Here is a 19,536-nt window from a genome sequence, read left to right on the forward strand (position 1 = left end):
AAATAGATGAGTTTTGAAAATATCCCCACAGACTTTCAAAAAATCATCTATTTTTTAAACACAAGTATAAGTGAACTATCAGATAATCTCTCTTCTCCTTTGTTTGTATCGGGCCTATACTATTTAGCCGATAGTTATTATTATATCAAAGTCGACAGGCCCAAAATTCATCAAAAATTACGTCATATCGTATTTTTTGCGATAAATATTTTATTGACTTTTATAGTAAAATCTGATAATAATTGTTTTAATTAAACAAACCAAAAATAGATGGGATTTTTCGCCTATATTTTTCGGACTTTATTATTGATTTATAAAAAAACAGTGGTATTTTCATGTATGAAACTAATAAAATAATTAAAAAGATTAGAAACGATAACAAACTCACGCAAACAGAGTTTGCTGCTTTTTTGTCTGTATCTCACCAAACTGTTTCAAGTTGGGAACGTGCGAGAACCCGCCCCACACTTGTTATGTTGAAAAAAATTTCACAATCATTTAATATACCACTTTCAAAATTATTACCCGTCGATAAGGTCCCAAAGAAAAGTAAACGAGATCTGGATAAAGAAAAGTTGGCACATGCATTCTTGTGCTTATTATCTCGCTCTGATATGCGAAATGTTACTATGCAAGATATTATTCTTGAATCCGGTCTGAACCCACACTATGTCTCATCGCTTTTTTCAACACCTTTGGATATATTAACTTTTATTGCGATAAAAATTGAACAAGAAATATCAATTGCGCTGAAACACACAACAGCAACTGACCCTTTTATCATACTCGCTGACGTTATATTGCCTGTGTTATACCAGCATTGTCATGTTTTAAAAATACTCTATTCGAAAAATTATGCAAATGGCGAATGGATGCATTTTTTAGAGCAGAAATACATTAAATGGGTGACTCCATTTTTTAATAATTATTGTATTGAAAACGCCCCAGTTAGTCGATTATTTGCTATTGAACTCAGCGTAAAAATGACACTCTCAATTATTTCCACTTGGTTAACTCAACCTATCCCCGAATCACCAGAAACTTTTAGAGTTCATTTCTTACAATTAACCAAGATGTCTATCACTGACATAGCTGCCTTATAATTTTTAAATAAAAAACACCGTATTAGTAAAATACGGTGTTTTTTATTCAATAATTATGCACGCCGTATAATTATTGGTCTTGATTAAATTTTATATTGTGATTTTATTAACTTTTGTATAAACGGAGTTATCTCTATAACTATGAATAAAAATACAAATATCATGTATTATATCTGTTTTCATCGCTAATAATGACAAATAAATTATAAAAATAAGAATAGTATTGCTTTTTTATTTTATTTATTCTATACTTAGAAACATGAACAAGCAAATGAACTCACAAGTAAACAATATTATTATCAACGCAATTATTATTATTTAATAGTTGGGTTGTTATTTGGCGTAACGACTCGTAATATTTGGTCGTTACGGTTATAAAGGAGTTTAAAATTCCATTTAATAACTGTAATAGTTATTAAATGGAATTTTTTGTTTGAAATAACAATAAAAGAGGAAAATATCATGACAACATCAACAACACACAACGTACAAGAATTAACTACTAAACTCTTCCAAGCATTTGATACCAACACGCCACTTGACCGAGACGAATATGTCGGCGTTGTTGATAATTTCGAAGATGCCTATAAAGTCCAAGATGCCGTTCTTACTCAAAAGAATGCACCAGTTGCTGGTTACAAGGTTTCCCTAACGTCGCAGGAGACACAAGATTTATTTAACTCTGATTCACCGCTATATGGTGCCCAATTAGCTAATCGATTTGTCCAATCTGGTTTCAATCTAGATTTAACAGCATACAATGAACCGCTAGTTGAGGTAGAATTAATGTTTACTGCAAAAAAGGACCTAACACCATCAATGAGTGAAGTAGAACTACTTCAAAATACAACTGTTGCACCAACTTTAGAATTACCAGATGCACGTTTCAAAAATTGGTTCCCAAAGCTCGACAAGTATCTTGTTTTGTGCGATGCGGCCGTAGGTGGTGCCGTAGTTTATGGTAATCAACGTGATGGCGCTGACTTAGATTTAGCTACTTTGGCTCGTGTTTCGGCTGTTCTGTCGCACAATGATCGAGAAGTTGCCAGTGGTGTTGGCAGTGAAGTTCTTGGCAACCCAGTTACATCACTAAAATGGCTTGTTGAAAAACTATTTTCACAAGGTAAAGATTTCCCAGCAGGAACACATGCCTCGACAGGGACATTTCTACTCCCCTTATCACTCACAGCTGGAACTTGGAAAGCGCAATTCACTGAAGGCTTTGGTTCTGTTTCGGTTCATGTGAAATAATAAAAAAGTGTTCCACGTGGAACACTTTTATAATAGGCTTGTAGCTCAATGGCAGAGCGTTGCGCTGATAACGCAGAGATAGAGGATCATTACCTTTCAGGCCGATATATACTAAATTTAAAATAGAATTTTTATCAAAATAATAGCGAGTATAACCTGTACCGCACCGGTTACAAGGCCATAGCTAAGAAACTTCCCCCCAGACTTTCTGATTGTGTCCAGCTTAAGATTCAGTCCAATCCCCGCTAAGTTCACGACACCGAAAAAACCAGAAATCTGTTTGGCTCCATTTGTTATTAAGTTGGGTAAAGAAATAAAGCTATTAACTAATAGTAAAATTACGAATCCCATAATAAACCAAGGAATTTTGACCCCTTTACTATTAATATTTATTGCTGAATCGTCTTTTCTTTGTGCCATTTTAGCAAAAACTAACACAACAACCGTCAACAGAATGACACGTAACATTTTAAACAGAGTCGCATACGTGACAACAGTAGGATTAATCAATGCTGCTGTTCCAACGACTTGCCCAACTGACTGAACCACACCACCAACTAATGCCCCCAGTAGTAAGTTATGTTGTCCCAACACATATGGCCCAAGAATCGGCAAAATCAGCAATAATACGACACCGGTCAAACTAACAGTCGCAACACTTGTTCGTCGTTGATCATCAGTGGCTCCTATCGCTGGTGCTACTGACGCAATAGCACTTGATCCACAAACAGCATTACCTGCACCCATTAACATGGAGGATTTGTCAGAAACCTTAAAGACACGACCACCCATCCAAAGAACAACCAAAATAGTTAATGCCATCTGTATCAAAATGAAAGCCAAGCCATTAATGCCAAGATTTTCAATGGTCCGAAGTGTAACAGTAAGCCCCATCAATGCAATACCAATTTCGATAGGAAATTTTTCTGCCCATTTCATCCCCGGTGCAAAAGATGGCTGATTCAAAACAGTATTACCTAATAGAATACCTAGTAACATTGCGATTGCTTCTGCACCTAAAAACGGTAACCACGTAGCCAATACTTTAGCAACTGCAGACAATATCAAAGTTATGATAATACCAGATATCATATTCTTTTTAATCTTCATATTAATTCTCCCACATATTTAACAGAAACAACGAACTGTTAAATTCTAATTTCGATAATTATTATGTTACCCCCACATTTGCTATTTGTAAAATAAATATTTATAATATGTTCAATTAAGTATTTTAATAGGGAGTCATATGTTTAAACTAATCCAATCCTTTATCGCAGTTTATGAAACACGTTCTTTTTCAAAGGCAGCGGAACAATTATTTATTTCTCAACCTACAGTCAGTGTGCATATTAAACAGTTAGAGTTGCAATTAAACACTACGCTATTTGAACGAAACGGTCGTACTGAATTAGTGCCTACTACAAATGCCAGGAAATTTTACCAACATGCTTTACATCTACTTGATGACTGGCAAAGTGCAACAGACAGCTTAGATTTAGCTGAAGAACGGTCACGTACTACAGTGAGAATAGGTGCATCGCAAACCTCATCAACCGTTCTATTGCCCAAGATTTTTGCACAAGGCAGATTGTAAAATTAAACCGAACACCTTGCATAAAAAAACTGCAGAGACTTTAATGGTAATTGACTAAAATCAACCATAAAGGATCTGCAGCTTATGTCTTCTAGTTTATCAGCTCACGAACGTTCTGTCATTGAAACAATGATCAAACTTAATCATTCAACTCGAGAAATAGCCCGTTTCTTAAAGCGTTCTCCTGCAACTATTACCTACGAGTTAAATCGAATTAAACCATACAATGCACAACAGGCTCATCATTTAGCCCAGTGTAATCGGCACAAACACGGTCGCCATCCGACCCTAACACCTGAAATATCAGCTTTTTTGAACCATCACATTGGTATCTTGAAGTGGTCACCAGAAACGGCTGCTCATGTATTGGGTATTGCTTTCAAGACCATCTACAACTGGATTCATCATGGTTTGCTTAAAATTAAGTTATCAGATTTACCTGATAAAGGTATTCGACGTAAACGTCAATCTGACGGCCGTAGACGTGTTTTTGCTCATGGCCGTTCAATTGAAAAACGACCAAAAGCTGTCCAATTAAGACAAGAATTTGGTCATTTTGAAGTTGATACGATGCAATCTGGTAAAACACGTGGCGATGTTTTAGTGACCATCACAGAACGATTGAGTCGACAACATATCATGAGACATGTCAGTGGGCGCAATAGTCAGGCAGTGACACCAGCTATTATTAGGTTTTTCAAGGGTATAAAAAATGCTAAATCAATTACAGTTGATCACGGTCGAGAGTTTGCAAAATATGATGAAATAGAAGAACAGCTAGGCATACCGATGTATTTTGCACACCCATATTCACCAGAAGAACGTGGTAGTAATGAAGTGCTAAATCGATATGTCCGTCGTTTTATCCCAAAAGAACGCAAAATTGAAACCATCAGTCAGAAAGAATTAGATCAAATTAATCATTGGATTAATGCCAGGCCAATGAAAACGCTCAACTGGCAATCACCACGAAAAGTCTTTCAGAAACATGCGGTGTTCGGATGATTCTTGCAATCTGCCACAAATAAAAAAAGATGAATTCAACACCATTGATTTCAAAATTGAAATGCATAATTCTGGAGAAATCCTCGCTGGTGTTTTAAATCATCAATTTGATTTTGGCATAATTGAAAAACCGATCACACATGATTTTATTACTCGCGAAGCGATAGCCGGTGATCAACTTGTTTTGGCTGGCAATCTAGACAGCACTGTTTGGTTAGTTCGGGAAAAAGGTTCTGGGGTGTATCATTACACACAACAATACTTTAAACAGCATAACATTGTACCAGATCATTTTTTAACTATCGCAAATAATGATATTATTGCAAAAATGCTAGCACAAAATGTTGGTAAGTCTATTGTTAGTATTCAAGCTTTACCAGAATCTGTTCCTTATAAGAAACTGGATAACGCGTTCAACCGTCAATTTTATATTATTCACCATGAGCATAATAATCAGAGCATCATAAAAAATGAGATCGCACGCTTTACTCAGATTGCCAGAAGTTTATAAGAAAATAACTTCATCGTTTTCAAAACCTTTAATTCTTGCCAAACTTTCAACACGTACCCCGCGCTCATCTAGAATTTGACGGCCTTTTTGAAAGGTCTTTTCAATGACAACACCAACCCCAACGACATTAGCATTTGCATCGTTGGCTATTTTAAGTAGCCCCTCGACAGCCTGTCCATTAGCTAAGAAATCATCGACTATTAAGATATTTTCAGCAGCACTTAAGAAGCGATGATCAATCATAATATGATTTGTCGTTTGCTTTGTAAATGAATACACATCTGCAGTCCAAACATTCTCTGGAAGTGTTAAAGATTTATTTTTTCGTGCGAATACAACTGGTACATGAAGTGCCAGACCTGCAAAGACTGCCGGAGCTATTCCAGATGATTCAATCGTTACGATCTTATCAATTTTTTCATCAGAAAATATCGTTGCAAATTCTTCACCCATGGCTTGCATAAGTTCTGGGTCAACTTGATGATTTAAAAAAGAGTCCACTTTTAACACATCTTTACCCAAAACACGACCATCTTTTTTAATTCTTTGCTCTAATATTTCCATCATTCATATCCTTTTTCATTTACTGCCACTATTGATAGCCACTACCTTTTGAACTTAAGACATTTTTTAGAAAAAATGGCGACAAACCATTGCCTCAACACAAAATTTGAAATAACCATTATTTTCCGCTTTTACAAAACATTATTTTCGAAAAAAACCAGAAATCAGCATCAAAATACTAACCAGCGCCATTAATACAAGGGTAATAACAATCGTTACCCACCAACCACTTTGTGCATCAGCAAACGGCAACCACTTCACATTTTCACCATAAAATCCACTCACAATAGTTGGGACTGTCAAAACAATTGAGTAAACAGTTAATACCTTCATCGTCCAATTCAAATCACGATTACTGAGATTACCCATCGCGTCACTAACTGAATTAATCACCTCTAGTGCCAAGTTAGCCATTCGCTTAGCTTGTTCAACTTCAACTCTTACATCATCAATATGTTCTAATTCAAACTCTTTCAATAGTGTTTTAAAATCTGTTCGAAAGCTATCTAGCATCACATGATTATTAGCCAGTGAATTTTGAATATAAATCATTTGTGTTTTTAAATATAATAACTCATTCATTTGGTGTGTCGTTTGTTTTTGTTGACCAAATTGTGCTTGAATGACACGCCGTTTTTTATTAATTTCTGTTATTTCGTCAACATACTTTATCATTAAGGAATATAACCCTGTCATGATAAAATCAAATGCACTAATTTCGTCCTCTTGCGCTCGTATTTGTTGATTCTGCGGATCTAATATAATCGGCTTGATGTAATCTGTAGGCTCATGCGTAAATGTATAGACATCATTATGAGCAAATAAGATACCAATTGGCCTCGTCTCCACATTGTTGTCTTGATGTACAATCACGTCAATAACCATCAAGGTTTCGCCCGCATGCCGATCATATTCCATGCGCACACTTTCATTATGATCAACAGCGTATCCTATCATTTCATTAGTTAAGTGGTGCTCTTTGACTAAGCTTTCATGTTCTTCAACTGTCAAATTTGAAACGTGGTACCATGTAAAATTTTTTACGTTCTTAACTATCTCAATCATTTTCTGCCATCCCTATAAGTCAGATTTTGTGGCTTTGCAAACACTGATTTGCCAACGACTAAAAACCCCTCTCGTTCATAAAAGCGTTGTGCAGCAACATTAGCTGTAACCACTTTTAATTCTAACGCTTGCGTTACTTGATTGCGTGCCCAATCAAGTAATTTTGCACCAATGCCACAACCATTCCAGCCTTCTTTAATAAATAGCAGATGTAAAAAACTATCACGCTCGGATAAGGATGCAAATCCTACAACTTCTTGATTAATAATGGCGACCTCAACCACCTCACCGTGAGAAACTCTAGCAAAATCCTCTAATCTAGGGTGTTTAACCCAAGAAAAATTATGTTGTCGAGCACCTAAATAAATACGCGCAAGTGCCTCTGAATCGTCAGGCTGCATTGCGCGTAGTACTAGATTTTTCGTTGATTTAGTTTGCAAAAAATTTTTTGGACTGGTCATTAACATTCTCTTTTGATTGCTTATCTGCGTTCCAGAATGGCACATAGATTTTACCAAGCACATGTTTCTTTTCAACGTAACCAAACATACGACTGTCATTTGAAACCGATCGGTGATCGCCTAGTACAAAGTATGAATTCTTTGGTACAACTGTTGTGTTACGATCTTTCTTTTGCCAAAAATCTCGAGATGATAGCGTTTTTAACGTCCAATCACCCCAAGTACCCCCTGATTGTTGCTCTAATCCAATGTAATCCTGATTAACTTTTTTACCATTAACATATAAATTCGCACCTTTATGTGATACTGTATCACCGCCAACAGCAATTACCCGTTTCACGTAATCCTTGTGCCCAGATTTAATTTGTGGATCCTCATTAGTTGCGTCAAAAACTATGACATCCCCACGCTTCACAGTAGATATTTTGCTCTCAACAACCAATTCGCCATTGTTTAAATTGGGATCCATTGACGGTCCGTCAACTGTCACCAAAGAAAACAGAAATATTTTTACAACGAGAGCAATAAGGACTCCTATGCTAATAGGTACTACCCAATTTTTAAAAAAACTCATATTACACCTGCCCCTCTAACATTAAATAATATTATATCAGTTTTTAAAAAATATTTATACAAAAAAAGCTGGAAACAGTGTTATGACAACATTGTTTCCAGCTAATAATATCATTTTTTACCGCTTACGGCGTTTTGCTTTTCTGATTTTACGTTGTTTTTCTTTTTCAAGTTGCGCTGCTGCTTCACGTTCACGTCGTATTTTGAAAGGATTTTGCAAGAAAAATGTCTGCACAGTTTGGAAGGCATTTCCCACAACCCAGTAAAGTGACAAAGCACTAGGAACGGCTAGAGCAGAGAAAAAGATAATCACAGGGAAAATGTACGGCATGGCCTTAGTCATACCATTTTGATCGGGGTTAGATTGCATTGAGAGCCATGATGATGCAAACGTGAACAATGCGGCCAACACCGGTAAAATAAAGTATGGATCATTACTTCCTAATTGTAGCCACAGAAACTTTCCCGATCTTAGAACAGGTGAATTCCAAATTGACTGATACAGTGCAATTAAAATGGGCATTTGCACAATTAAAGGTAGCATTGAAGCAAATGGATTTACGCCAGCATCCTTATACAGTGCTTGTTGCTCTGCCATCATTAACTGACGACTTTCAGTATCCTTACCGGGATACTTTGCTTGTAATTCTTTTAAAGCCGGTTGAACCACTTGCATTTTCATCATTGATTGCACTTGGTATACCATCAGTGGCAGGATCAAGAAGCGAATAAAAATGGTAAACAGGATAATACCCATACCATAGTTATTGCCAAACCAACTTGAAGCACCCAAAATAGCTCTTGTAAACACTGCGACAATCGCGCTCCAGAAACTATGTGATGTCACTTGTCCATCATACGACAACCCAGAAACAATGATTAAGACCAAAGCTACTCCTGCCATAATCAAAGGTAACGGTCCAATTCTCTTCAAAATATTCTCAAATCGCTTCATTCGTTCTCTTCTTTCAATATCTTAGCCAGCTTTAACACATGAATCATTTGGCTTTTCAAAAATTTTTGACTTCTGTGTGCTGCAGCAGGGCGTGCAATGACTAATAAATCCAACTCTTGAGGTAATTCAGGTTTCAATTCTAACAAGCTTTGACGGATACGACGTTTAACCCAAACCCGCTCATGTGCTTTACCTATTTTTTTACTAACCGAAAGCCCAACACGAAAATGTTTTTGCTCTGGTTTATCCATTTGATAAACAATAAAATACTTATTAGCTACAGAACGGTGTTTATTAAAAACATGTTGAAATTCTTCTGGTTTTTTTATGCGGAATGTTTTTCTCATGAAATTACTCCCTATTTATGTACGTAGCCGTATCAACATGCCTAAATGGTTACTAAAATGTTCATCTTCACGATAGATAATATATTATTTTTTCTTCATGTACTAAATAAAAAAGCCACTGCATAGCAGCGACCTTGTTAGGCAGATAGAACCTTGCGGCCCTTTGCACGACGGCGAGCCAAAACTTTACGACCGTTGCTCGTGCTCATACGCTTACGGAATCCGTGTACGCGTTCACGATGACGCTTTTTTGGTTGGTATGTACGCTTCATGTGTGTTCACCTCCATTCACGATTTTTACCTGCAAAAACTTTGCAATTCGAGTTTAATCATATCATGAAATCAACCCCAGCACAAGCGCACTAGATTTTTTTTCAAATACTTAACTATTATACGCTCTTTGTTATGTTAATAGCAATATAATCCTCATTTCAGCATTGACAATCAAACTTTTGTTATAATAAATTTTAGAAACATATTATATGTTATTTTAAAATTTTTTTAATTTTATTTGCTCAAATATTATCAAGATACCCCAAGGACTCTTCTTATGCGTAAGTTAACACATCCTAATCACAATTGTATTTCAGAAACTGTTCTATTTAGTCAGCTGCCCCAAGATGAACTAAATATGATTAGCAAACAAATCAATTACATTGAATACGCGCCTGGGGAAACCATTTTTGATGTTGAGGATGATTCTGATCGACTACTATTAGTACACCAAGGCAAACTAAAGATCAGCCAAACATCCAGCAATGGAAAAGAACAAACGCTTTATTTCTTAAATGAAGGTGACATTGATGGAGAAGAATCTTTAATTATAGGTTCACGCCACGCAGTAACGTGTGTCGCTGTGATAAAATCTCGCATTTGTGAGATTCGCAGAGGCGATTTTCTGACCCTAACAAAACGACACCCAACAATTGGTCTATCATTAGCCATATCTATTGCTGAAAAGATGCAGAAATTACAGACACAACAGGCCAATCTTTTAACAGGATCTGTTGAAGACAGATTATTGAAGTTTTTAAAGGATACTGCCGAGGAAACAGATAGTTTAAGTTTTGAACTACCTATGTCAAAAAAAGAACTAGCAGCTTATCTCGGCACAATTCCTGCTACCCTGAGTCGAAACTTTACAAAACTTGAAGAAAAAAGAATTATCAGCAATAGTTCCAAAGGTAAAATCGTGTTAAATATCACAAAAATTGATAATCCTTGACTTAGGTCAATTACTTATGTGATTGTTTGAGCTTATAATTGATGTACAGATTACAATTACTAATCGGAGGACATACATCATGAAAATAGGTATAATTGGTGCTACACATGCTGGCGTATATGCAGCCAAACAAATTAAATCGGAGCATCCTGAGGCAGAAGTCACTGTATTTGAAAAAAATACCACTGTTTCATTTTTGTCGTGCGGCATAGCTTTGTGGATTGGTGATCATGTTTCTGATCCTGAAAAAATGTTTTACGAAACTCCTGAATCAATGCGCAACCAAGGTATTACCATGTTGATGGCGCATCAAGTCAATGAAGCTGACCTAAAATCTAAAACATTAACAGTAACTAATTTAGATACAGAAGAGGTTACAACACAACAATTTGACAAAATAGTTATCACAACTGGTTCAAAGCCCGTTATTCCAAATATTCCTGGGATTGACAGTAATCGTGTGTATTTCTGTAAATCTTGGGATGACGCTACCCGTATCAAAAGCGTTGCCAAAGATCTCAAGCGCGTAGCTGTCATTGGCGCTGGCTACATTGGGGCTGAATTAGCTGAACAACTTTCTGTTACTGGAAAACAAGTGACGTTAATTGATGGTGCTGACCGCGTGTTGGCAAAAAATTTTGGCCCAGCTTTCACCGAGCGTATTCAAAAAGAATACGAAAAAAACAATGTTGATGTGGTTCTCAACCAGTTTGTATCTAAATTCGAAAACACGCCTAACGGTATCAAAATAACCACACCAAATGGCTCATACGAAGCTGATATTGCAATACTAGGCATTGGATTCTTACCAAACACCGATTTATTCAGCGGTCAACTTGAGACACTCCCAAATGGTGCGATAATTGTTAACGATTATATGCAAACTAGTGAAGACAACGTCTATGCCGCTGGGGATGCCAGTACCGTCTTTTTCAATCCAACCCAAGCAATTGATTACATCCCCTTGGCTACAAACGCTATCCGCCAAGGTATACTAGTCGGTAAAAACATTGTTGAACCAACAACCCGTTACCTCGGAACACAAGCTACTTCCGCAGTCGAACTATATGAACAGGCCATGGTTGCTACCGGATTAAATAGTGCGACTGCTAAAGAAAAAGGTCTTGATGTCATTGAAACAGTTATCGAAAGTGATTATCGCCCCGACTTTATGTTAAGTACAACTTCTGTTCTTAGTTCATTAACTTGGGAAAAAGATACTGGCCGAATTGTTGGCGGTTCGTTTATGTCTCAACATGATGTGTCACAATCTGCCAATCTTGTTTCCATAGCCATTCAAAAACAGATGACAATTGATGAATTATCAATGTCTGACTTTTTCTTCCAACCCAACTTCAGTCAACCAATTAACTACATCCCTGAAGTTGCTTTAGCCGCTGTCGCTGAGAAACAAGCCTTGACATTAGCTTATTGATGAATTTAATGAATACAAATAAAACACGACTTTCTACAGCGAGTCGTGTTTTATTCTTGTAGCATGATTTTTATATTTAAATTATTGGCCCTTGTCGACTAAGATCGAAACCATAGACACAGTAGAATTACATCACTGTCAAACTTTGACCAAAGTTCTTTTTAATTTCAAATGAGCCCCAGATTGCAAAGAAGCCCACAGAACCATTCATTACGATGTAATTTTTTCATCAATATTCTGCCATCTTTTGACAAATTATGATTGAGAGATAGTTTTCGAAGTTCATTAGTCACACTTGTTAATGCTCTGTATTCTGATACTTTTGGATTATTCAGCTTTTTAGTTGTATCAGAGATTAATTTTTCTTCCGCGCGATTTAAATTGGGATGTTTTTCTAAAAAATTCAATAAATATTTTCGCTTATCCGTTTTGAACATGGTTTTCCTTTTAATTTTTACGTTCGTCACTTTTTTTGCAAAACTAATTAATATAAGTCATTTTTATTTATTTTATACAGTCTATGCCACAAAAAGACTATTCAAATGAAGCCCACAATTTTACAATCGCTTGTACACCTTCATCCCCATGTTCTTGACTCAATCGCTCAAAGAGTTGCTCGGCAAGTTGGGTATTGGGCAAATCTATATCCATTTCCTTAGCAGCGTCTAACGCTATTCGTAAGTCTTTTAGTAAATGCTTGACATAAAATCCAGGCGCATAATCACCTTGGAAAATGCGTGGAATATAATTATCGACCGACCAAGATCCTGCAGCGCCTTTGCGCCAAACATTATAGGCACTCTCTAAATCAAGCCCAGCTGCTTTTGCATAAACTAAGGATTCTGCCATTGTAATAACGGTTGCTGCAACACCAATATTGTTGCTCATTTTCATGTGTTGTCCCTTGCCCGCTGAACCAGCAAGAACAATTTGCTGTCCAATAACGCCTAGTACAGGTTTAATCTCATCAAGAACTTGTTGTTCACCACCAACCATAATCGTTAATGTCCCATTCTTAGCACCAATGTCACCACCTGAAACTGGCGCATCCAACACTTTGAATCCTAAATCAGCACCAGTTTGAGCCAATTGTTCAGCCAAACGTGGTGTTGAAGTTGTCATATCAACCAAAATTGAACCTTCTTTAGCACCAGCAAAAACACCATCTTCACTCGTCCACACTTCTTCAACATCTTTTGGATAACCAACCATCGTAAAAGTAATATCCGAGTACTGAGCAACTTTAGCCGGTGTATCTCGCCAGATAGCGCCATTATTGAGCACTGTATTTGCTTTGCTATGGGTTCGATTGAAAACGGATACCTCATAGCCCGCTTGCAATAAATTATTAATTATTCCTGTGCCCATTACGCCAGTACCAATAAATCCGATATTCATACTTCATCCTCCTTAATTTAAAAGCACCACACCCATGTGCAATGCTTTTAAATAGCTACTTTGTAGTAATCAGTTGTTGAATAGTCTTTAAAACACCACTATGATTATTATCCGACAACGCAACATTAAATTGACCGATGATGTCAGCATCTGGCATTTTATATGGCAGCCCAACTGCGTTTAACATTTCCAAATCATTACCGCCATCACCAAAAGCAACAGCATGAGACAAGTCAAGAGCATAACTTTCAGCTAACATTTTTAATCCTTCAGCCTTATTGACATAGGCAGGAACAATGTCAATAGCCCCAGTACCTGTTTCCGTAATATGCACATCATCACCAAAGAATGCAAGGGCATCATCGTAAAACCTTTTTTCATCAAAGTTTGTCCAACTCATAGTGACTTTGTAGATTGGTTCGTTAATTTCACGCACGTCATCGAAACTTTTAACGTACTTAAAGTATTTAAAATAACGCTTGTTACTTGCCATATCGAAATCTAAAGGCAAATAAGCGGTCTCATCTGTTGAAAAAACCAAACCACGGTCTGGACGCATACTATAGTTATTCAAGAATTGTTGAATTTTACGCAGGGTTACCGGCGGGAGAACTTTCGAGAACAACACGGTGCCATCGCTTTTCACCACACGTGCCCCATTATTGGTGACAAAATTCAAGGGTTCATTAAGAAAATCTTTAAATAAGATATTAATGCGTTCTTGATGAACACCTGTGGCTATTGTAAATTGAATTTGCTTCTTATTTAATTCACGCAGTACATTACGAAACAAAGCTTGATCAAACTTCTTATCGTCCGTCAAAAACGTGCCGTCTAAATCCGTTGCTATCAGCTGAATGGTCAATGTTGGAAAGTTCCTTTACCTGTCTACTAGTCTATATGCTATTCATTCTACCTTGATAAACTGGGTATAGCAAATCTGTCTTTTTGTTTCACGTGAAACAATCAAGATTATGCCAAAATCTGTTGTGCAATCCATGCCCCTTCGCGCAAAACAACCGTATTAACACCTGGGCGTGGAATCACTGTCCCAAACCATTTTTTTCCTTCAAGAGGGATACCATAAATATATAAGTTATGCATACGCTCCCCTTTGGAATTAACAACCTCAAAGGTACGGCGATCCGCATCAGCTGAACCCAATTTATAGGTTGATCCATCGTTACGTGTCCAAATAGCAGTTGCTAAAATGCCCTTCTCTCGCAGACCAGCAATCAATGGGTTTGTTGATAGATCAATATTTGTCATGCCAACACGCGCTTCAACTAATGCATTGCCTTGCACTTTGTTACCCCGAACATCACGAGCAACAAAATCACCTGCTTCAGTGGTGACCTGTATGTTGGCAGCCATGACTTCCACAATTCCCGCTTTAATCAAGGCGCGTAACTGCTCGACACGTTCTAAGGGTGGTCCAACAGATACCATAGCATCTAACGGTCTGAATTTACTCAAAAATATTTCATATTCATCCGCAGAGAAATAATCGTGCTCAACTACAAAACGAACTCGATCGCGTAAATCACGTAAAATATCGAAAGCGCCTGCAAAAGGCGCTTTTTTATTGCCTAGGCGAGCATCTTGAATGTCTTTTTCTAAATAGTCTAAGAACCACTCCGTATAATCAGCACTCTTAGGTAAATACTTTGCCGGTTGACGTATCGCCTCAATATCAAAAGGTGGTTCATCGATCAAACCATATGATTCTGCTGTTGCATTTAAATCAGCACTCGTTAGTAACGCCTGCTTCAAATCCTGCGCCTGATCGTATGTCAAATTGCTGGTTGGATTGTCGATTCTATTCAGCAAGTGTTTATAAGTCAACTCCTTAACGAGCAACTTTTCAAAATCTTCGTACTTGATTTGTCCATGTCCAGTTGCGCGCAAAGCTTCTAAGGCTGGCAGTGTGAAAAAGATGGGCTCATAAACTTCACTTGCCTCTTTTTCATTGATACCACGCGCATGCAATGGCACACCACTACGAGATCCGGCAATAATATGCGGTTCTTGTCCGGATGAATGATAGGTCAAATTACCATCTTTTTCGCGTTCAAAGTGCCCCCCTTTTCCAATTGATAATCCTGCCATATAATCGAAAAAGCTTAACCCGAGACCACGAATGATGACTGTATCTTCTTGCGATAATACGGAGAGGTTGGCCTCTGATGGATGCGTAGGTGGCAAATACTTTAGACCATTTTCGTCTGCAAATGACTTAAATTTAGCTTCCTCAGCCGTTAAATCATTATTTAAATGCCCTAAGGCCATTACAACTTGATTGGCGAAAATTTGGGTTCCATCTGCCAAAACTACTTGGTAATTTGTACCAATTTGGGTAAGGTTTTCTGCTCTTTGCTGCGTAAAGGTTAGTGTTTGATTACTACGAACTCTTTTTTTCAGCCATTCAAAATACCAAGCCGCGTAAATGCCCATCATGCCTCTCGTAGCAAAATCACTAGGTGACGTTAAATGTTGTATTTCGGCTGCATAGGAATCATCAAACTCTGAATGATTCTCCAAAAAAGTACGCGCGTCTGACTTTAACCACTGAAACAAAGTTGGTCCATGTAGTGGCTTACCGCCACGTTCGATTGAATCATCAGTAAACAGCGTAACTTGATCGATCACTGTATTCATTAAAAACAATTTATTTTGTGGAATAAAAGGATCCCACACCCGTCCACCGATGACATGCGGATCAAATATTTGAACATCAATCTGGACATTGTCATCAGCTAAATTGATCAAGCGCTCAGCAACCGCTAAACCACGCGGACCTGCACCAATGATTGCTACTTGCATTCTTTATCTTCTCCAGAACGTTTAATTTATTAAACGCTTTTATTATTATTATTAGTTTCCCATTATTATAGTTGTTTATAAAAATATTTTCAAAATGCTTAATGAATAAAGAAACACAAAAACGACAGCCATTAGGCTGACGTTAATTAGTATATTCATTCATTTACAACTAGTTATTTATCAATGTCATAAGAATTGGCACCACTATCAAACTAAGAATTGTTGATTCAGTTACCATAATTGCTGCATAATCAGCATCAGCACCATATAAACTAGCTACTACTGGCGCATTGGTCATAACCGGCATTGCTGACTGCAAGATAAACACTTGTTTCATTAAATGCGGTACATCAGTCTTCCATAGGAGAAAAAACATGACAATTGGCGCTAAAATAAAACGTCCAAACAGTATACCTAAGCTGTACTTATTAAACTCTATATTTCTCAATCCTGCACGCTGTACTGCTATACCAATGAAAAACATCGACAACGGTACAGTTAAATTACCTATGTATTGTAAGTCAGAAACTACAAATGTTGGCAACTTTACATCTAACCATACAAAGATAATCCCTAAAATAAAGCCAAGCAACGGTGGTGAAAAAACCTTTGATAGCGTTGCCCTGATATCAAATTTCCACGCTCCTTCCCCATCACGCTTGATGAGATAAGTGCCCAATGTCCAAAAAAAAGTCGTGTTCACCATGTAATAAACTAACACATACGGTAAACTTTTAACACCAAACAAAGCCATATTTATTGGTAAGCCAACAAATACAGTATTTGAATTGAAAAACATTGATTGAAAAAGACCACGGCGATTTTTTCGAATACCTAAAGCTCGTGCAAATCCAACCGAAATTGCAAATAAAACTAGCATCGAGATAATTGGAAATTTAATTTCAGGTAATAAACGTATCAGTTCGCCCTTAGAGAAATCATGCGTTATCGTATTCACCATGTACATCGGCAACGCAACCTGCGTCACGATACGTGCAATAATCTGGCCACTTTTATCCGTGAACCACTTTGCACTTGCCAATCCATAACCAATGGCAACCATTACTAGGATCACCAAGACGCCCTGTATACTCTGTAAAAATACGCTCAAAACCCTGCCCCATTTATGTGAGAAATTTTAAAATTATTCACATAACATCATATCATTTACTAGTTTTGTTTGCACCATCTATATAAAAATATTCATAAAACCGATGAGGAGCATACTACCATGTTAAATTATTTTTTTTCAGGAAAAAAATCGATTTCTCGCCCATTTAAGTCTTGTACTTCACGATAATTATTTGGATAATCAGCATGTAAAAATGCTTTATCTTGCTTTGATATTTGTATTGCTGACGTCAAAACGAGCCAGTTAATATTTTGCCCTAATGGCGGTGTTGTCAGCGATCCTGTGTATCGATAATAACTACGATTGTCAGGAATTAATTTCATTAACCCTTCTGCATTAACGTGTTCATCATAAATGTTTTGCACTTCGATACCGTTAGCAGTATTTGCTGTTTCTCCAAAGACTGCTAACACTAACGTTTGATCGTCACGTTGGAAAACAAAGTGAATCTCAGCATCGTACCTCTTACCGTCTATGAGATGTTCTGCCCCATCATGAAAATGAAATCTTTCTAATTCCCATACCGTTCCATCAACACGCAAATTACCTTGAACTAAAAACTGTTCTCCTATAATTCGATCATCAGATTGGACTCGATCCTCAAAATGAATAATCAACCGACTGTTTTCTTGTCGTTGAATGCTTGTCAACGGAATATCAATTGGTGATTGATAAATCGTGTCATCGGCCTCTCGCCAATTCTCTTGTTCTCTATAATCTAAGTGCTTCATCCGGGTACCTCTTAAATTTCTTACTATCCGTATTTATATATGGTAGATTGCAAGAATTAACCGAACACTGCAAACTGCTGAAAAACCTTTCGTGGTGATTGCCAGTTGAGTGTTTTCATTGGTCTCGCATTGATCCAATGATTAATTTGATCTAATTCTTTGGCGCTAACTGTTTCAATTTTGCGTTCTTTCGGTATAAAACGACGAACGTATCGATTTAATATCTCATTACTCCCACGTTCTTCTGGTGAATATGGGTGCGCAAAATAGACTGGAATGCCTAGTTTTTGCTCGATTTCGTTATATTTTGCAAATTCTCGCCCACGATCCACAGTGATTGACTTGGCATTTTTGATCCCTTGAAAAAAACGAATTAAGACTGGTGTCACTGCCTGACTATTTCGCCCAGTGACCTGTCTCACGATATGTTGCCGGCTTAGTCTTTCAGTAATTGTCACCAGCACATCGCCACGTCTTTTACCCGATTGCATGGTGTCAACTTCAAAATGTCCAAAGGTTTGTCGTGCTTTCACACTTTCAGGTCTCGTTTCAATCGAACGACCATGCACAAATACTTGTCGTCTACCATCAGATTGACGCTTTTGACGGATACCTTTGTCAGGTAAATCAGCCAATGATAGTTTGAGTCGACCAGCATTGAGCCAATTATAAATCGTTTTGAAAGGTAACCCTAAAACATGCGCAGCGGTTTCTGGTGACCACTTCAATATACCAATGTGGTGATTCAAAAAGACAGCGATAGCTGGTGTTAGCGTGTCATGACGACCACGTAGATGACGTTTTTTCAATGCCAACGCATGAGCAATCTCAGCTTTATAGGGTGTAACTTGATGAATTTCAATCGAAACGGTTGAAGGAGAGCGTTTAATAAAGCGCGCAATGGCACGAACAGAATAATTCAATTCGAGTAAAGTTTGAATGACAGTGCGTTCTTGAGATGATAAACTAGTCATGAGTCGCAGTTCCTTTATGGTTGTTTTAGGCAATTACCATTAAAGGCGCTGCGGCTTTTTTATTCAAGTGTTCGGTTTAATTTTACAATCTACCATATAGTAAAGCAACAACAAAGAAAGTTCCCACAATATGCTCATAATGCACTATCAATTATTTTGTGAAAATAATTCTTAATGCACTTTGGTTGACTTTTCTAACAAAAATAGCTCAAAAGCTATGGTAATTAAGGTTTTTCCAAAAATATTTATCAACTTTCTAGAGAAAAAACAGAAAATAAAATAACTCCTTAATAAATTCTTTAACATTCACAATGTTATAAAAACTTATCCTCAACCTGTTTATTCACGGCGTTTTTTAGTTTTTTACTAACATGCTCTTTCACAAG

General features: G+C 37.2%; 20 protein-coding genes, 1 tRNA gene and 2 pseudogenes. 8 read left to right on the top strand and 15 right to left on the bottom strand.

Going from position 1 to position 19,536, the window contains the following annotated elements; genetic code table 11:
* Positions 1-335 precede the first annotated feature (335 nt).
* From A6B45_RS10070 to A6B45_RS10080, 3 genes are all read left to right on the top strand, one after another.
* Positions 336-1,103 (top strand): helix-turn-helix transcriptional regulator, encoded by a 768-nt coding sequence (locus A6B45_RS10070; protein WP_072614438.1) that lies wholly within the window; start codon positions 336-338, stop codon positions 1,101-1,103.
* Between the two features lie 462 nt (positions 1,104-1,565).
* The gene (locus tag A6B45_RS10075) at positions 1,566-2,354 is read left to right on the top strand and encodes a 2-keto-4-pentenoate hydratase (RefSeq protein WP_072614439.1); all 789 of its coding nucleotides are present in this window, start codon (positions 1,566-1,568) and stop codon (positions 2,352-2,354) included.
* Positions 2,355-2,388: 34 nt separating this feature from the next.
* Positions 2,389-2,459, top strand: a tRNA-Ile gene (locus A6B45_RS10080).
* Positions 2,460-2,471: 12 nt separating this feature from the next.
* On the opposite strand, the gene A6B45_RS10085 is transcribed toward A6B45_RS10080, so the two are convergent.
* Positions 2,472-3,464, bottom strand: coding sequence for a YeiH family protein (locus A6B45_RS10085; protein WP_072614440.1), 993 nt, complete (start codon positions 3,462-3,464; stop codon positions 2,472-2,474).
* 139 nt (positions 3,465-3,603) lie between these two features.
* Between A6B45_RS10085 and A6B45_RS10090 the strand changes: the two are divergent.
* The 3 genes and pseudogenes from A6B45_RS10090 to A6B45_RS10100 form a co-directional block, all read left to right on the top strand.
* Positions 3,604-3,939: pseudogene (locus A6B45_RS10090) on the top strand (LysR family transcriptional regulator); the annotation flags it as partial.
* Positions 3,940-4,035: 96 nt separating this feature from the next.
* A complete protein-coding gene (locus tag A6B45_RS10095; protein ID WP_012268558.1) occupies positions 4,036-4,956 on the top strand; it encodes an IS30 family transposase in 921 nt (306 codons plus the stop codon).
* Between the two features lie 16 nt (positions 4,957-4,972).
* Positions 4,973-5,467, top strand: a pseudogene (locus tag A6B45_RS10100) (LysR substrate-binding domain-containing protein); the annotation flags it as partial.
* Here A6B45_RS10100 and A6B45_RS10105 read toward each other — a convergent pair.
* From A6B45_RS10105 to rpmH, 7 genes are all read right to left on the bottom strand, one after another.
* The gene (locus tag A6B45_RS10105; protein WP_072614441.1) at positions 5,462-6,031 is read right to left on the bottom strand and encodes a xanthine phosphoribosyltransferase; all 570 of its coding nucleotides are present in this window, start codon (positions 6,029-6,031) and stop codon (positions 5,462-5,464) included. The pseudogene A6B45_RS10100 and the gene A6B45_RS10105 overlap by 6 nt on opposite strands.
* 141 nt (positions 6,032-6,172) lie before the next feature.
* Entirely contained in the window at positions 6,173-7,096 is a 924-nt protein-coding gene (locus A6B45_RS10110) for a magnesium transporter CorA family protein (protein ID WP_072614442.1), read from the bottom strand.
* Positions 7,093-7,557 (bottom strand): GNAT family N-acetyltransferase, encoded by a 465-nt coding sequence (locus A6B45_RS10115; RefSeq protein ID WP_072614443.1) that lies wholly within the window; start codon positions 7,555-7,557, stop codon positions 7,093-7,095. Before A6B45_RS10115 ends, A6B45_RS10110 begins: the two co-directional genes overlap by 4 nt.
* Positions 7,526-8,131, bottom strand: a complete 606-nt coding sequence (gene lepB, locus A6B45_RS10120; protein ID WP_072614444.1) for a signal peptidase I — start codon at positions 8,129-8,131, stop codon at positions 7,526-7,528. Before lepB ends, A6B45_RS10115 begins: the two co-directional genes overlap by 32 nt.
* 117 nt (positions 8,132-8,248) lie before the next feature.
* Positions 8,249-9,085: a YidC/Oxa1 family membrane protein insertase gene (locus A6B45_RS10125; RefSeq protein ID WP_072614445.1), complete on the bottom strand. Its 837-nt coding sequence runs from the start codon at positions 9,083-9,085 to the stop codon at positions 8,249-8,251.
* Positions 9,082-9,432 carry a ribonuclease P protein component gene (rnpA, locus tag A6B45_RS10130; RefSeq protein WP_072614446.1) on the bottom strand — a complete coding sequence of 117 codons (351 nt, stop codon included), beginning with the start codon at positions 9,430-9,432 and terminating at the stop codon, positions 9,082-9,084. Before rnpA ends, A6B45_RS10125 begins: the two co-directional genes overlap by 4 nt.
* Positions 9,433-9,569: 137 nt before the next feature.
* Positions 9,570-9,704, bottom strand: coding sequence for a 50S ribosomal protein L34 (gene rpmH / locus A6B45_RS10135; protein WP_002816117.1), 135 nt, complete (start codon positions 9,702-9,704; stop codon positions 9,570-9,572).
* 278 nt (positions 9,705-9,982) lie between these two features.
* Between rpmH and A6B45_RS10140 the strand changes: the two genes are divergently transcribed.
* Together A6B45_RS10140 and A6B45_RS10145 are read left to right on the top strand one after the other, a co-directional pair.
* The gene (locus A6B45_RS10140; RefSeq protein WP_072614447.1) at positions 9,983-10,657 is read left to right on the top strand and encodes a Crp/Fnr family transcriptional regulator; all 675 of its coding nucleotides are present in this window, start codon (positions 9,983-9,985) and stop codon (positions 10,655-10,657) included.
* Positions 10,658-10,736: 79 nt separating this feature from the next.
* Positions 10,737-12,092 carry an FAD-dependent oxidoreductase gene (locus A6B45_RS10145; RefSeq protein ID WP_072614448.1) on the top strand — a complete coding sequence of 452 codons (1,356 nt, stop codon included), beginning with the start codon at positions 10,737-10,739 and terminating at the stop codon, positions 12,090-12,092.
* Positions 12,093-12,259: 167 nt separating this feature from the next.
* On the opposite strand, the gene A6B45_RS10150 is transcribed toward A6B45_RS10145, so the two are convergent.
* The 7 genes from A6B45_RS10150 to A6B45_RS10180 form a co-directional block, all read right to left on the bottom strand.
* The gene (locus A6B45_RS10150) at positions 12,260-12,529 is read right to left on the bottom strand and encodes a hypothetical protein (protein ID WP_072614449.1); all 270 of its coding nucleotides are present in this window, start codon (positions 12,527-12,529) and stop codon (positions 12,260-12,262) included.
* Between the two features lie 97 nt (positions 12,530-12,626).
* The gene (locus A6B45_RS10155; RefSeq protein WP_072614450.1) at positions 12,627-13,490 is read right to left on the bottom strand and encodes an NAD(P)-dependent oxidoreductase; all 864 of its coding nucleotides are present in this window, start codon (positions 13,488-13,490) and stop codon (positions 12,627-12,629) included.
* A 55-nt stretch (positions 13,491-13,545) separates the two neighbouring features.
* Complete coding sequence (locus tag A6B45_RS10160) at positions 13,546-14,355, bottom strand: HAD-IIB family hydrolase (protein ID WP_072614451.1); 810 nt, start codon at positions 14,353-14,355, stop codon at positions 13,546-13,548.
* A 107-nt stretch (positions 14,356-14,462) separates the two neighbouring features.
* A complete protein-coding gene (locus tag A6B45_RS10165; RefSeq protein WP_072614452.1) occupies positions 14,463-16,313 on the bottom strand; it encodes an FAD/NAD(P)-binding protein in 1,851 nt (616 codons plus the stop codon).
* 169 nt (positions 16,314-16,482) lie between these two features.
* Entirely contained in the window at positions 16,483-17,424 is a 942-nt protein-coding gene (locus A6B45_RS10170; protein WP_072614453.1) for an AEC family transporter, read from the bottom strand.
* 128 nt (positions 17,425-17,552) lie between these two features.
* Entirely contained in the window at positions 17,553-18,176 is a 624-nt protein-coding gene (locus A6B45_RS10175; protein WP_072614454.1) for a carbonic anhydrase family protein, read from the bottom strand.
* A gap of 56 nt (positions 18,177-18,232) precedes the next feature.
* On the bottom strand, positions 18,233-19,150 hold the full coding sequence (locus A6B45_RS10180; protein WP_010000411.1) for an IS30-like element IS1070 family transposase: 918 nt from the start codon (positions 19,148-19,150) through the stop codon (positions 18,233-18,235).
* Positions 19,151-19,536: the final 386 nt, after the last annotated feature.

It is taken from the genome of Leuconostoc suionicum (genome assembly GCF_001891125.1).
Classification (GTDB): Bacteria; Bacillota; Bacilli; order Lactobacillales; family Lactobacillaceae; genus Leuconostoc; species Leuconostoc suionicum.

What these genes read in the sequence shown, in the direction of transcription:
- A6B45_RS10070 (WP_072614438.1), top strand. Translation starts at nt 336, where the DNA reads ATGTATGAAACTAATAAAATAATTAAAAAGATTAGAAACGATAACAAA.
- A6B45_RS10075 (WP_072614439.1), top strand. Translation starts at nt 1,566, where the DNA reads ATGACAACATCAACAACACACAACGTACAAGAATTAACTACTAAACTC.
- A6B45_RS10085 (WP_072614440.1), bottom strand. Translation starts at nt 3,464, where the DNA reads ATGAAGATTAAAAAGAATATGATATCTGGTATTATCATAACTTTGATA.
- A6B45_RS10095 (WP_012268558.1), top strand. Translation starts at nt 4,036, where the DNA reads ATGTCTTCTAGTTTATCAGCTCACGAACGTTCTGTCATTGAAACAATG.
- A6B45_RS10105 (WP_072614441.1), bottom strand. Translation starts at nt 6,031, where the DNA reads ATGGAAATATTAGAGCAAAGAATTAAAAAAGATGGTCGTGTTTTGGGT.
- A6B45_RS10110 (WP_072614442.1), bottom strand. Translation starts at nt 7,096, where the DNA reads ATGATTGAGATAGTTAAGAACGTAAAAAATTTTACATGGTACCACGTT.
- A6B45_RS10115 (WP_072614443.1), bottom strand. Translation starts at nt 7,557, where the DNA reads ATGACCAGTCCAAAAAATTTTTTGCAAACTAAATCAACGAAAAATCTA.
- lepB (WP_072614444.1), bottom strand. Translation starts at nt 8,131, where the DNA reads ATGAGTTTTTTTAAAAATTGGGTAGTACCTATTAGCATAGGAGTCCTT.
- A6B45_RS10125 (WP_072614445.1), bottom strand. Translation starts at nt 9,085, where the DNA reads ATGAAGCGATTTGAGAATATTTTGAAGAGAATTGGACCGTTACCTTTG.
- rnpA (WP_072614446.1), bottom strand. Translation starts at nt 9,432, where the DNA reads ATGAGAAAAACATTCCGCATAAAAAAACCAGAAGAATTTCAACATGTT.
- rpmH (WP_002816117.1), bottom strand. Translation starts at nt 9,704, where the DNA reads ATGAAGCGTACATACCAACCAAAAAAGCGTCATCGTGAACGCGTACAC.
- A6B45_RS10140 (WP_072614447.1), top strand. Translation starts at nt 9,983, where the DNA reads ATGCGTAAGTTAACACATCCTAATCACAATTGTATTTCAGAAACTGTT.
- A6B45_RS10145 (WP_072614448.1), top strand. Translation starts at nt 10,737, where the DNA reads ATGAAAATAGGTATAATTGGTGCTACACATGCTGGCGTATATGCAGCC.
- A6B45_RS10150 (WP_072614449.1), bottom strand. Translation starts at nt 12,529, where the DNA reads ATGTTCAAAACGGATAAGCGAAAATATTTATTGAATTTTTTAGAAAAA.
- A6B45_RS10155 (WP_072614450.1), bottom strand. Translation starts at nt 13,490, where the DNA reads ATGAATATCGGATTTATTGGTACTGGCGTAATGGGCACAGGAATAATT.
- A6B45_RS10165 (WP_072614452.1), bottom strand. Translation starts at nt 16,313, where the DNA reads ATGCAAGTAGCAATCATTGGTGCAGGTCCGCGTGGTTTAGCGGTTGCT.
- A6B45_RS10175 (WP_072614454.1), bottom strand. Translation starts at nt 18,176, where the DNA reads ATGAAGCACTTAGATTATAGAGAACAAGAGAATTGGCGAGAGGCCGAT.
- A6B45_RS10180 (WP_010000411.1), bottom strand. Translation starts at nt 19,150, where the DNA reads ATGACTAGTTTATCATCTCAAGAACGCACTGTCATTCAAACTTTACTC.